This window comes from Rhodococcus sp. DT1, from assembly GCF_049844875.1.
Classification (GTDB): Bacteria; Actinomycetota; Actinomycetes; order Mycobacteriales; family Mycobacteriaceae; genus Rhodococcus.
In genome coordinates this window covers 693749-706817 of record NZ_JBNCLW010000001.1, presented here as the reverse complement: position 1 = coordinate 706817, position 13069 = coordinate 693749, and the positions used below count along the sequence as shown (strand labels likewise).

General features: G+C 68.9%; 14 protein-coding genes. 6 read left to right on the top strand and 8 right to left on the bottom strand.

What is annotated here, in order from left to right:
* Positions 1-12 precede the first annotated feature (12 nt).
* Both ACLQ3J_RS03345 and ACLQ3J_RS03340 read right to left on the bottom strand, forming a co-directional pair.
* A complete protein-coding gene (locus ACLQ3J_RS03345; protein WP_425902141.1) occupies positions 13-900 on the bottom strand; it encodes an alpha/beta fold hydrolase in 888 nt (295 codons plus the stop codon).
* Between the two features lie 99 nt (positions 901-999).
* On the bottom strand, positions 1000-2562 hold the full coding sequence (locus ACLQ3J_RS03340) for an MFS transporter (protein WP_425902139.1): 1563 nt from the start codon (positions 2560-2562) through the stop codon (positions 1000-1002).
* Between the two features lie 86 nt (positions 2563-2648).
* Here ACLQ3J_RS03340 and ACLQ3J_RS03335 point away from each other — a divergent pair, with 86 nt between their 5' ends.
* Positions 2649-3191, top strand: coding sequence for a TetR/AcrR family transcriptional regulator (locus tag ACLQ3J_RS03335; RefSeq protein WP_169622220.1), 543 nt, complete (start codon positions 2649-2651; stop codon positions 3189-3191).
* Here ACLQ3J_RS03335 and ACLQ3J_RS03330 read toward each other — a convergent pair whose 3' ends face one another.
* From ACLQ3J_RS03330 to ACLQ3J_RS03305, 6 genes are all read right to left on the bottom strand, one after another.
* Positions 3192-3713, bottom strand: coding sequence for a metallophosphoesterase family protein (locus ACLQ3J_RS03330; protein WP_169622219.1), 522 nt, complete (start codon positions 3711-3713; stop codon positions 3192-3194).
* 38 nt (positions 3714-3751) lie between these two features.
* Complete coding sequence (mshC, locus tag ACLQ3J_RS03325; protein ID WP_425902137.1) at positions 3752-4993, bottom strand: cysteine--1-D-myo-inosityl 2-amino-2-deoxy-alpha-D-glucopyranoside ligase; 1242 nt, start codon at positions 4991-4993, stop codon at positions 3752-3754.
* 59 nt (positions 4994-5052) lie between these two features.
* Positions 5053-5862 carry an SCO1664 family protein gene (locus ACLQ3J_RS03320; protein WP_296550125.1) on the bottom strand — a complete coding sequence of 270 codons (810 nt, stop codon included), beginning with the start codon at positions 5860-5862 and terminating at the stop codon, positions 5053-5055.
* 2 nt (positions 5863-5864) lie between these two features.
* Positions 5865-6452 carry a DUF3090 domain-containing protein gene (locus ACLQ3J_RS03315; protein ID WP_169622216.1) on the bottom strand — a complete coding sequence of 196 codons (588 nt, stop codon included), beginning with the start codon at positions 6450-6452 and terminating at the stop codon, positions 5865-5867.
* Between the two features lie 45 nt (positions 6453-6497).
* Positions 6498-7226 carry a histidine phosphatase family protein gene (locus ACLQ3J_RS03310; RefSeq protein WP_296550128.1) on the bottom strand — a complete coding sequence of 243 codons (729 nt, stop codon included), beginning with the start codon at positions 7224-7226 and terminating at the stop codon, positions 6498-6500.
* Positions 7227-7289: 63 nt separating this feature from the next.
* Complete coding sequence (locus ACLQ3J_RS03305) at positions 7290-8135, bottom strand: undecaprenyl-diphosphate phosphatase (protein WP_378527787.1); 846 nt, start codon at positions 8133-8135, stop codon at positions 7290-7292.
* 194 nt (positions 8136-8329) lie between these two features.
* Between ACLQ3J_RS03305 and ACLQ3J_RS03300 the strand changes: the two genes are divergently transcribed.
* The 5 genes from ACLQ3J_RS03300 to ACLQ3J_RS03280 all read left to right on the top strand — a co-directional run bounded on the left by ACLQ3J_RS03300 (position 8330) and on the right by ACLQ3J_RS03280 (position 13005).
* Positions 8330-9268, top strand: coding sequence for an aldo/keto reductase (locus ACLQ3J_RS03300; protein ID WP_169622213.1), 939 nt, complete (start codon positions 8330-8332; stop codon positions 9266-9268).
* An 86-nt stretch (positions 9269-9354) separates the two neighbouring features.
* The gene (locus ACLQ3J_RS03295; protein WP_169622212.1) at positions 9355-10020 is read left to right on the top strand and encodes a heme oxygenase (biliverdin-producing); all 666 of its coding nucleotides are present in this window, start codon (positions 9355-9357) and stop codon (positions 10018-10020) included.
* Positions 10021-10022: 2 nt separating this feature from the next.
* A complete protein-coding gene (locus tag ACLQ3J_RS03290; protein ID WP_425902135.1) occupies positions 10023-11048 on the top strand; it encodes a heme/hemin ABC transporter substrate-binding protein in 1026 nt (341 codons plus the stop codon).
* 95 nt (positions 11049-11143) lie between these two features.
* A complete protein-coding gene (locus ACLQ3J_RS03285) occupies positions 11144-12160 on the top strand; it encodes a FecCD family ABC transporter permease (protein ID WP_169622367.1) in 1017 nt (338 codons plus the stop codon).
* Positions 12157-13005, top strand: a complete 849-nt coding sequence (locus tag ACLQ3J_RS03280) for a heme ABC transporter ATP-binding protein (protein WP_425902133.1) — start codon at positions 12157-12159, stop codon at positions 13003-13005. The genes ACLQ3J_RS03285 and ACLQ3J_RS03280 overlap by 4 nt, the downstream gene beginning before the upstream one ends.
* Positions 13006-13069: the final 64 nt, after the last annotated feature.

Genomic DNA, 13069 nt, shown 5'->3' with positions numbered 1-13069 from the left:
GGGTCCTGGCCGCTACGGACAGACAGCGGCCTCGACGTCCCGCACGAACCGGGTGGTCGCGTCGGCGAGTTCCGCGGGATGCGAACGAGGTGACCAGTGGCCCGCATCCAGCGGGTGCACGCGCAGATCGGTCACCCATCTGTCGGTGTCTTCGTACCCGACCGGCCGCACCGCCCGGTCCCGCAGATTCAGGACCAGCTGGACGGGAACCTCGGTCCGTCGCTCACGCGGACCGGCGAGCCGCCGGCGCAGATTGGCGCGATACAACTTCAGTCCGTGCGCCATGTCGTCGGGCAGGGTCGGCGCGACCGGCCCGATCGCCGCCGGGTCCGTCCGGTCGAAGAATCCGACGAAGGCAGGCCAGCGCCGGGCGAACCCTGCCCGCAGCACGAGCGCCGGCACTCCGGGGATCTGGAACAACAGGGTGTAGGACGAGGCCAGCGCCTGCTCGCCGGGTCCGAGGAGCCGCAACTCCCCTGCCCGCCGGCGCATCCACAGGCCCAGATGGTCCAGGTTCGGCCCCGATACCGAGGTGTACGACGCGATCCGTCCGGTGGCGATCGGCTCGCACACGGCTTCCCAGCACAGGACCGCACCCCAGTCGTGACCGAGCAGGTGGACCGGTTCGTCCGGGCTGACCGCGTCGATCACCGCGAACAGGTCGGCGGCGAGGTGCTCGAGCCGGTAGTCCTCCACCGCATCGGGGACGGTGGACTTCCCGGCGCCGCGATTGTCGAAGCGCACGATCCGGAAGGTGTCGGCGAGCAGCGGCGTCACCCGATCCCATAGAGCGTGCGTATCGGGCCAGCCGTGGACGAGGACGAGAGTCGGCCCGTCCGGGTTGCCTTCCTCCACGACGTGAAGCCGGGTCGGTCCGTTGGTGACGACACGACTGTTCATGTTCTCCCCCGATGTCGCGCAGCACTGGAAGTACGCATGGCGCCCAGATTAACGTGACGCGGAGTAATAAGTAACCTCGAGCGTTCGGCGCCTACGGGTTCATACGTGGGAAGCCGGTCCCGGGACGTGCCCGTCCTGCCGCGGACGCAGCATGCGCCAGGCGACGAGCGCGGACACGACCATCAGCGCGGCTCCGATCGCCGACGTAATCGTCACCCCACTGTCGAACGCGGATCCGGCGGCGGCCAGGAGGGCGTCGGCCTGCACCGCGGGCAGTGTCTCGGCCACTGCGTGCGCGCCGCCGAGCGTCTGTTGCGCGGCCGCCGCCTGCGCCGCATCGATCCCGGCCGGGACGGTGAAGTGGGACGTGTACGACGCCGTGAGAATCGAGCCGAGTACGGCGGTTCCGAGCACGGCACCCATCTCGTACGCGGTTTCCGACACCGCCGAGGCCGCGCCGGCCTTCGTCGGAGGCACGCTCGAGACGATCAGGTCGTTCGAAAGCGTCTCCGCCGCACCGATGCCCGCACCGAGCACGGCGAACGCGACGATGATCGGTGTGACGGCAGACGGCGAGGCCGTCAGGAACACGAGCCCGTAACCGATTGCGGACAGCAGAAGGGCCGCAACGATGATCGTCGACGGCCGGATCCACCGCACCAGCAGCACCACCGCCATCCCGGCGACGACCATGACGGCCAGTCCCGGAACGAGAGCGATCCCGGCTTGCATCGGGCTGTGCCCGATGACGAGCTGCAGGTGCTGCGAGACGAAGAACAGGAAACCCACCAGCGAGAACACCGACAGCAGGTTGACGATGACGGCGCCCGAGAAGGCCGGTACCCGAAACAGCCGGACGTCGAGCATCGGGTCGCTCCGGTGCAGTTGCCGCCGAACGAAGAGCACCAGCGCGAGCACCCCCACTGCTGCGGGAACGAGCGCGGCGAGACCCATCCCGTCGCCGGCGAGGCGCTTGATCGCATAGACCAGCGGTGCCAGCGCGAGCATGGACAGTCCGATGCTCACCACGTCGACCCGGCCGGGATTCGGGTCCTTCGACTCGGGAACGAACATCGGTGCGAGCACGAGCAGCGGGATCAAGACGGGCACGGCGAGCAGGAACACCGAGCCCCACCACGCGTGCTCGAGCAGGAATCCGCCCACGATCGGGCCCAGTGCGGCGCCGGCTGCGAAGCACGACGCCCAGATCGCGATGGCGAAACGTCGCTGGTCGCCGTCGAGGAAGATGTTGCGCAACAACGACAGCGTGGACGGCATGAGCATCGCGCCGAAGAAACCGAGCGCACCGCGGGCGACGATCAGCAGTTCGGCGGACGGTGCATAGGCGGCCGCAACGGAGACGGCGGCGAATCCCGTCGAGCCGATGAGCAACAGGCGTCGGCGCCCGATCCGGTCACCGAGGCTGCCCATCGCGACGAGCAGACCGGCAAGCACCAGCGGGTAGATATCGATGATCCACAACTGCTGCGCTCCGGTGGGCTGCAGTGCCGACGAGATTTCGGGCAACGCGAAGGCCAGGACGGTGTTGTCCACGGAGACGAGCAGCACCGGAAGCATGAGCACCGCGAGCGCGGCCCATTCACGAGGACCTGCCTTGGCGCTCGGTGAGAGGTCGGGCGGGGAAACAGGGGTGGTGGACATGGATCTCGTGCTTTCGAAGTCAAGGCCGGAACGTTCGTTACTGTACCAGCTGGACGGTATAGTAACGAAGGTCGTAGGATCGCCTGGTGCCACCCCCACCTGCCGCCCGCACCAAACTTGTGGACGCATTCGTGTCGGTCCTCCTCGAACACGGTGAGCGCGCCGCCACCCTCGACGCGGTGGCGGCCGCCGCCGGCGTCTCCAAAGGCGGGCTCCTCTATCACTTCCCGTCGAAAGCGGCCCTGATCGAGGGTCTTGCCGAACATGTCGAACAGCTCGCCGCCGACGACGCCGAACTCATGCGCACAGCCCCGGAAGGTCCTGCCGCGTACTACATTCACACTTCGGTGTACGCCGACACCCCCATCGACCGAGCCATCATCGCGACCACCCGCCTGAGCCAGGGCGCGAACGAACGCGCCCGGCAGGCGCTGCACCGCATCCGGCAGGGCTGGCTGGACGTTCTCACCGACGCACTCGAGGACCCCGCCGTCGCGCGAGCGGTGATGCTGATCGGCGACGGCCTGTACTACAACGCTGCGATGTCGGGAGAAACAAGCGAGACACCGCCCGAGGACGTGGACGAACTCCTCGAAGTCGTGCGACGCATGACCGACGGACGCGACTGATCAGCGACCCGCCGGTCCGCTCGATTTCGCCGGGAGACGGTGCAACTCGACGTCGCCCAGCGCACCGCCGTCGACCGTCGCGGTCATGTACGTGCAGTGCGGCTGTCTGCGCCGATCCGTGGGCGAGCCCGGATTGAGCAGGCGCAGACCGCCGGGAGCTGTGGTGTCCCATGGGATGTGGGAGTGACCGAACACCAGCACGTCCGTGTCGGGATACGCCACCTCCATGCGCTTGTCCCGGCCCGCCGAGGCGCCGGTCTCGTGCACCACCGCGAGACGAAGCCCGTCGAGCGTCACCCGCGCGACCTCCGGAAGCCGCTCCCGCAGGGCGGGTCCGTCGTTGTTCCCCCAGCATGCGACCAGGCGCCGTGCACGTTCTTCGAGGGCATCGAGCAGTCCGACGCCGATCCAGTCACCCGCGTGGACGACGATGTCGGCGCGGTCCACCTCGTCCCACACGACCGCGGGGAGCCCGCGTGCCCGCGCGGGGACGTGGGTGTCGGCCAGCAGCAACAACCTCATCGGCCCAGTGTGCCGCGCCCTGCTCGGCCATGCCGGTACTACCGCAGAGGAACACCCAGCAGCGCATCGACCGCGTCCGCGAACAGGCCGGGCGCCGACGCATCGTCGCCACCCTGCTCGACCGCGAACCGAGCCCAACCATCAAGGGCCGCAAGAGCCTTCGGGGTGTCGAGATCGTCGGCGAGGTGCTGGCGCAGGCGCGCAACGGTGTCGTCGGCGGACTGCGCCGACTTCAGTGCCGCCGCCTCGCGCCACAGCGCGAGCCGGGTGTGCGCGTCGGAAAGCACCTCGTCGGTCCAGGCCCGATCGGTGCGGTAGTGCCCGGAGAGCAGCCCGAGGCGGATCGCGGAGGGGTCGACGCCCTGCGCCCGCAGCTTGGAGACGAACACGAGGTTGCCGCGCGACTTGGACATCTTCTCGCCGTCGAGACCGATCATGCCGGTGTGGACGTAGTGCCGCGCGAAACGCCGATCACCGGTGACGGCTTCGGCGTGTGCGGAGGAGAACTCGTGGTGCGGGAAGATCAGGTCGCTGCCGCCACCCTGCACGTCGAAACCGCTGCCGATGCGGTTGAGGGCGATCGCCGCGCACTCGATGTGCCAGCCCGGGCGGCCGTCACCGAACGGTGACGGCCACGCCGGCTCTCCCGGCCGCTGCGCGCGCCACAGCAGCGCGTCGAGCGGATTGCGCTTGCCCGCACGGTCGGGATCGCCGCCGCGCTCGGCGAAGAACCGCATCATCGTGTCGTGGTCGTACCCGGATTCGTAGCCGAACTGCTCGGTGGCGTCCACCCGGAAGTACACGTCGGGGTACTCGGGATCGTCGACCGTGTAGGCGGCGCCCGATGCGACGAGCTTCTCGACGAGTTCGACGACCTCGTTCACCGATTCGACGGCGCCGATGTAGTCGCGGGGCGGCAGCACCCGGAGCGCTTCCATGTCTTCGCGGAAGAGCGCGGTCTCGCGCATTCCGAGGACCATCCAGTCCTCGCCGTCGCGCTCCGCGCGTTCGAACAGCGGATCGTCGACGTCGGTGACGTTCTGCACGTAATGCACGTCGTGTCCGGCGTCGCGCCAGATGCGATTGACGAGGTCGAAGGCCAGGTAGGTGGCTGCGTGCCCGAGGTGGGTGGCGTCGTACGGGGTGATGCCGCAGACGTACATCGTCGCGGTCGCGCCGGGTGTGACGGGGCGCACCGCGCGATCCGCGGTGTCGAACAACCGCAACGGGGGCCCCTCACCGGGGACGGACGGGATCGCGACGTCGGACCAAGACTGCATGGATACGAGAGTAGTGGAGCGGCGCGACGCCCCTGCCGGGGCACCCGGCGGTCAGGATCTCAGAAGGCGGGCCACGGAATCCGGCGCTCGCCGAGCGGCCGGGGCATGACGGGATGCTCGAGGAGGGCCTCGATTCGCCGGCGCAGCGCCTCGACCTCGTCGGCGGTGATGTACTCGCGCAGCACGTCGGCGAATTCACCTTCGAGGCGGCGCGCGAGTTTGTCGAGGTCGGTGAGCAGTGCGGGGTCGATGGGGTCGCCGGCCCACCCCCACAGCACCGTCCGGAGCTTGTCGTCGCGGTGCAGGCAGATGCCGTGGTCGATCCCGTAGACGTTGCCGTCGACACCTTCGAGGGCGTGCCCGCCCTTGCGGTCGGCATTGTTGAGCACGAGATCGAGCACCGCCATCCGGTGCAGGCGCGGGTCGTCGGCATGGATGAGCAGGACGTCGTCACCGTCGAGGTCGCGGGCCCGGAGGATCGGCAGCCATCCCTCGGGCACAGCTCCGGCCGGGTAGAGATCGACCACGTCCAGCCGGTCGGCCGGGCCGTCGGATGGATCGCGGGTGTCGATCCAGCGTTGCACCATCCCCGGGCCGAACGGACCGTCGCGGAGCACCGTGAGCGGGATGACGCCCCAGCCGAGCGCTTCACAGATCAGGTACGACGCGACCTCCCTGCCGGCGAGGGTGCCGTCCGGGAAATCCCACAGTGGCCGTTCGCCGCGCACGGGCTTGTAGACGCAGCGGACGACGGTGCCGCCGTAGCTCGCATCGCACACCAGCGTCGCGTTGCTGGCGTGGGCGATCTGACCGATGACGGTGAGTTCACCTTCGGTCAGAACGGTGCGCAGGTCGGCGACGGGGGTCACCGTCAGCTCTCCTCGCCGAACCAGGACGCCGGATCGAAGCCGGGAGTACGCAGGTACCCGTTGGTGCGAATGCAGATGTGGCCGTCGCCGCCGATGGGCTCACCACACAGCGGGCACGGCGCGCGGCCTGCCGCGATCACCATGTCCGAGCGCGCGGCGAATTCGCGGGCCTGCACCGGGGTGAGGAACACCCGAACGGCGTCGGGGCCTTCCTCGGTGTCGTCGAGGACAACGGACTCGTCGAGTTCGGTGTCGGTGACGGCAAGCAACTCCACGACCACGGCCCCGGAGTCGGAGTCCCAGCCGAGGCCCATGGTGCCCACGCGGAATTCCGCTTCGATGGGTGTCACCAGCGGATCGATGTCGACGGGCAGTTCATCCGGTACCGCCGTGCCGAACCTGCGGTGCACCTCTTCGAGCAACAGGCCCATCCTGTCGGCCAGGATCTGCACCTGCTGCTTTTCCAGCAGGACGCTCACAATCCGGGACTCGTGCACGGCCTGCAGATAGAACACCCGGTCCCCCGGTTCACCGACGGTGCCGGCGATGAACCGGTCCGGAGTACGAAACACGTGTATCGCGCGAGCCATCGCACCTCCTCGAGTCAACCCACTCTGCCATGCCGGACATTCTCATTATCCGCCCGTATTCCCTTCGGGTTCTCCACCTGCGGATTCGTCGCCGTCGGCAGCACCGCCGGGTACCTCGCCGCCGGGTACCGACTTGGGAGCGGCCGGCCCGGCGAGCCCGGACAGGTCCGAACCGGTGTCGTTGATGCGCAGCACGAACGGTCGCGTATCCGTGTACCGGACGACGGAGATCGACGCGGGTTCCGCGACGATCCGCTGGAATCCGTCGAGGTGGGTGGCGAGCGCATCGGCGAGGATCGACTTGATCACGTCGCCGTGCGTGCAGGCCACCCAGACGACGTCTTTGCCGTGCGCGTCGGCGAGGCGCCGGTCGTGTTCGCGGATCGCCGCGACCGCGCGGGCTTGCACCTGGGCCAGGCCCTCACCGTCGGGGAACACCGCCGCCGACGCGTGCTGCTGAACTACTTTCCACAGCGGCTCCTGCAGCAGATCCTTCAGGGCCCGGCCGGTCCATCCGCCGTAGTCCACCTCCGCGAGCCGATCCTCGACCACCGGGGTCAGTCCGCGGTCGTGGCTCAACGGCTCCACGGTCTGCCGGCACCGGAGCAGCGGCGACCGCACGATCTCGGTGATCTCGAGCCCGGACAGCCTGGTGACGAGATTCTTCGCCTGGATGTGGCCGACCTCGTCGAGTTCGACACCCGGGGTACGGCCGGCCAGAACATGCGAGGTGTTGGCCGTCGATCGTCCGTGGCGCAGCAGGATTACCGTCATGGATCCAGCCTAGAGGCCGCGCCACGCGGCGTCGCCGCAGACAGTCGGCGGGTCACCGGCCGATCACGTCGCAGAGATCACGCCGGTGCCGAGTAGCGCGAGCACCACGACGCCGAGCGCGACGCGGTAACCGACGAACCAGTACATCGAGTGGTTGACGAGGAACCTGAGCAGCCAGGCGATGGCCGCGTAACCGACAGCGAACGCGATGAGGGTAGCGACGAGCAACTGCGGTCCGGATGCGTTGAGTCCCTCTCCGACCGGCTCGAATGCGTCGGGCAGGCTGAACAGACCCGACGCGACGACCGCGGGAATCGCGAGCAGGAACGAATACCGGGCCGCGGCTTCTCGGGTGAGGCCGAGGAACAGGCCCGCCGAAATGGTGCCGCCGGAGCGCGAGACGCCGGGAATCAGCGCCAGCGCCTGCGCCGACCCCATGATCAGACCGTCCTTGAGGGTGAGCTGCTCGACGCCGCGACGCTGCTTGCCGAAGTACTCGGCTGCCGCGATCACGATCGAGAAGACGATGAGCATCGTCGCGACGAGCCAGAGGTTGCGGGCAACCGTGCGGATGTCGTCCTTGAAGACGATGCCGAGGATGCCGATGGGGATGGTGCCGAGAATGACGTACCAACCCATCTTGTAATCGTGGTCGGCGCGCCGCTCGCGGTTCACGAGCCCGCGGAACCAGGCCCGGATGATGCGCCAGATGTCGCGGGCGAAGTACACGAACACCGCGGCTTCGGTGCCGAGCTGGGTCACCGCGGTGAACGATGCTCCGGCGTCCTCCCCGAAGAAGACCTCGGAGACGATGCGCATGTGACCGGACGACGACACGGGAAGAAACTCGGTCAGCCCCTGGACGATTCCGAGCACGATCGTCTGTAGCCAGGTCATCGATTCGCCGATCATGCGGAGACCTCCGTGTGCCCGGCCGAGCAGGAGAGGGCGCGGCGCTGGTTCCTCACTCGCGGAAGGCTACGTGGCAACGGTGCTCTCGGCGCGCCGGAACACCCTCGGTACGCCTCGGCACTAGGCTTGCCACCCGGGGAGCGCGGTGCGGTACCGCACGATCCCGATGCCGGGGAGGTAGTGCGGTCGCTATGGAATACAGGACTGTCGGTTCGAGCGGGTTGCGCGTGTCGCGGCTCGGCTTGGGCACTTTGACGTGGGGTCGCGGCACCGATGGGGACGAGGCGGCGGCGCAGCTGTCGGCTTTCGTCGACGCCGGGGGCACGCTCGTCGATACGTCTCCGGCCTACGGCGACGGGGTGTCGCAGCGCATCCTCGCGGAACTGCTCGACGACGTCGTCCCCCGGGACGAACTCGTATTGTCCGGTAGCTCGGGCATCGACACGACCAAGATCGGGTCCGGGCGCGTCGACTGTTCGCGCGGCGGGTTGCTCACCCAGCTCGATACGACGCTGCGGGAACTCGGAACCGACCACCTCGATGTGTGGCAGGTCGCGACGTGGGATCCGCACACTCCGATCGAAGAAGTCGCCTCCGCACTCGAGTTCGCGGTCGCGAGCGGTCGCGTCCGGTATGTCGGGGTGCGCGGTTACCTCGGATGGCAACTGGCGACCGCCGCTGCGGCGGCACGGCGACCGGCCCCGATGGTGTGTACGCAGGTCGAGTATTCGTTGCTCGCGCGCGGCGTCGAGGAGGAACTGGTCCCGGCCGCGGCCCATCACGGTGTCGGAGTGTTCGCGGCGGTGCCCCTGGCCGGCGGCGTGCTGACCGGCAAGTATCGATCGGGAATGCCGGCGGATTCGCGCGGCGCGGACGAGGTGCACGCCGAGGAAGTGCGTCGCTACCTCACCGAATCCGCGGTACGCGTGGTCGATGCGGTGGCAACGGCAGCGGACGGGCTGGGAACGTCGCCGCTCGCGGTGGCGCTGGCGTGGGTCCGGGACCGGCCGCAGGTGGCATCCACTCTGGTGGGTGCGCGCGACCTGGCACAGCTCACCGGGGTGCTCGTGGCCGAAGAGCTCGCGCTGCCGCCGGCAATCGCTGCCGCGCTCGACGATGTGAGCGCATAACCGGCTGCATCGCCCTCGCCGAATCAGCAAAGGTTAGGCTACCCTCTCCGTAGGTAGGATCATTCGGAATGCAGGGAGGTCGGCCGATGGCCGCAATCGAGGTCGCCGGATTCGCCGAGCGCATCAAGATCGATACACAGCAGGCGCACCGGGACACCGAGAACTCCGTGTTCGTCTCCGAACTGCTCGCCGGCACGCTCACCGCCGAAGCCCACGCCGAATTGATCGCGCAGTCGTGGTTCCTCTACGACGCGCTCGAACGCATCGGCCGCACCTACACCGCCGATCCGATCGTCGGGCCGCTGCTCTCGGACGACCTGCTTCGTATCCCTGCCCTCGAAGCCGACCTCGACTTCCTGATCGGCCACGACTGGCGCAGCCGGATCACTCCCCTCCCCGCGACCACCGCGTACGTCCAGCGTCTCGAGCAGGTAGCGGCGTCCTCGCCGGAAGCGTTCGTCGCCCACCATTACCTGCGCTACCTCGGTGACCTGTCCGGCGGACAGATCATCCGCCGGATGCTCGAGCGTGCCTACGGCTACGAACGGGACGGTCTGCGGTTCTACATCTTCGACGCCATCCCCAAGCCCAAGCCGTTCAAGGACGCCTACCGCGCCACCCTGGATGCCGCCCCGCTCGACAGCGACCAGCAGCAGGCAGTGATCGACGAGACAATCCTCGCCTACGGCCTCAACCGTGCGCTGTTCGAGGACCTTGCTGCACGCATCGACCGCTACCGGGTTCGGGCCTGACGATGCTCGTCTCGCCCCGCACGACGCTGACCGTGCTGCTGCTCGTAGTCGCCACCGCGTTCGCCGGTGCGTGTAGTTCACCCGCCGGAGACGGCCCGTCCAGTTCCGTTGCGACAGGTCACCGCACCGCCGTGGTCGACGACCGCAACCCCCGTCCGATCGGAGCAACCCCGTCGCCGACCCTGCCCGCCACCGTGCGCGGCGCCGACGGCGTGGATGTCACCGTCACCGACGTCTCCCGGATCGTCGTCGCGGACCGCTCCGGAACCCTCGCCCAGACCGTGCACTCACTGGGTCTCGGCGGCAACATCGTCGGGCGGTCGACCGCGATTTTCCCTGCCGGCGAACACATTCCCAACGTGACGCCGGGCGGCCACAGCCTCAACGCGGAAGCCGTCCTCGCGCTGAGCCCGACGGTCGTGCTCACCGACAACTCCATCGGCCCGCTCGCGGTGCAGGAACAGATCCGCGCAACCGGAGTGCCGGTGGTGTTCGTCGACCCCGAGCGCAACCTCGACACCGTCGCCCCCGGCATCGAGATGGTCGCCGCAGCCCTCGGCGTGCCCGAAGCCGGCGCGGCGCTGACCCGGCGCACTCTCGACGAGATCACCGCGGCACGCGACTCCGTCCCGTCCGACCATCCCGATCTCACCGTCGCGTTCCTGTACCTGCGGGGTTCGGCGATCAAAATGCTCGGCGGACCGGGATCGGGCGCAGATGCCCTGGTCGCCGCCGCGGGCGCACGCGACGCCGGCATCCTCGCCGGCCTCGAATCCCAGTTCGTGCCCATCACCAGTGAGGCGATGATCGCGTCCTCACCCGATGTCATCCTGATCATGACGCACAGTCTCGAATCCGTCGGTGGCCCCGACGGTCTCGCAGCCCTTCCGGGCGTGGCGCAAACGCCCGCCGGTAAGACGCAGAACATCGTCGACATGGACGATTCGGTGTTGCTCAGTTTCGGACCCGACACCGGAAAAGTGCTCGGGGCACTCGTCGAAGCGCTGTACCGGACGGATACCGCATGACCGCGGGTCGCCCCGGCGGCCCCCTCAGCGGCACCGCCGACGATCCGGTGGCCCCCGGCGGGACGGTCGAGAAAGCAGGCATCGGACGCACCACGATGGTCTTCGTGGGCCTCGGCGCAGCACTGCTGATCCTCGCTGTCGTGTCCGCATGTCTCGGGCAGGTGCCCACAAGTCCCGCGGAAGTGGTCGGAAGCCTGCTGCACCGCATCGGTCTGGACCTCGGGTCGATGCCCGCGCATCCCGCCGGCGAAGTGACGCTGTGGGAGGTGCGGTTCCCGCGCGTGGCGCTCGCCATGCTGGTCGGGGCGGCGCTCGGCTGCTCCGGGGCGCTTCTGCAGGGCATCTTCGCCAATCCCCTCGCCGAACCCGGCGTGATCGGGGTGTCCTCCGGAGCCGCGGTAGGCGCGTCCGCGGTCATCGTGCTCGGCGGCGCGTTCACCTCCGGATGGTCACTCGCGTGGGCGGCACTGCTCTCCGGTCTGGTCACCACCGCGCTCGTCTACATGCTGTCGCGTTCCGACGGACGTACCGAGGTCGTCACCGTCATCCTCACCGGGGTCGCAGTCAACGCCGTCGCCGGAGGTCTCATCGCCTTCTTCACCTTCGTCGCCGATCCCGCCGCCCGCGACCAGATCGTCTTCTGGCAACTCGGCAGCCTCGGCGGGGCCACCTGGGACACCGTCTCCGTGGTGGCGCCCCTGACCCTCGTGGGCGTCGCGGCCGCCGTCGTGCTGGCTCCCAAACTCGACCTCCTCGCGCTCGGCGAAAACGTGGCCCGGCATCTCGGCGTCGAGGTCGAACGGGTCCGCCAGATCTCGATCGTCGTGGTGGCGGTGCTGGTCAGCGCCGCAGTCGCCTTCACGGGAATCATCATGTTCGTGGGTCTGGTGGTCCCCCACCTGATGCGCATGCTCCTCGGCCCGGCGCATCGCGTGCTCGTCTGCGCGAGCGTTCTGGCGGGCGCCGTCGTTCTACTCGCAGCCGATCTGGGCGCGCGCACCCTCGTCGAGAACGCCGACCTGCCACTCGGGATGATCACGGCGCTGATCGGCGGTCCGGCCTTCTTCTGGATGTTGCGCCGCACCCGCGCCGAACAGGGGGGCTGGGCATGAGCCGGCTGCTGCACCGACGGGAGGACCGCGCGGTACCGGCACGATCCGGGCCCGGCACCACCACCGTGCGCGCCACCGGGGTACGGCTGAGCCGGGGCACCCGGGAGATCCTCCGCGGCGTCGACCTCGAGGTGCGGGTCGGTGAGGTGCTCGCGCTCGTCGGCCCCAACGGTGCCGGCAAATCCACCCTGCTCGCCGCACTGACCGGTGACCTCCCGATCAGTGGCGGACGCATCGAGGTCGACGGACGACCGCTCGCCGACTGGTCTCCCCTGGCGCTTGCCCGCAGGCGCGCGGTGCTGCCGCAGCACCACGCCGTCGGTTTCCCGTTCACCGCCCGGCAGGTGGTGCGCATGGGACGTGCGGCATGGTCGCGCACCCCGCGGCAGGACGACGACGACCGGATCGTCGCGGACGCCTTCGCCACCTGCGACGTCACGCACCTCGCCGACCGGCCCTTTCCTGCGCTCTCGGGCGGCGAACGGGCCCGGGTCGCGCTCGCGCGGGTACTCGCGCAGGACACCGAAACGCTGTTGCTCGACGAACCCACCGCAGCCCTCGACATCGGCCATCAGGAATCGGTGATGCAGGTCGTTCGGGATCGCGCCGACCGAGGCCACGCTGTCGTCGTAGTCCTGCACGACCTCGGCCTGGCGGCCGCCTACGCAGACCGGATCTGCGTGCTCGAGAACGGCCGGATCGCGGCCGACGGCCCACCCGCCGCGGTCCTGACCGAAGACCTCCTGGCCAGGGTCTACAACTATCAGGTGCGCGTGACGCAGCACCCGGAAACCGGGACTCCGCTCGTGCTCCCGCGGCGCGGCAGCACATCCTCCACGATGTGAGCCGGGCGTCACAGGCACCGCGATCGCCCCGAGCCGGGTGCGGCGAGGCAACGGCGATCAGGAA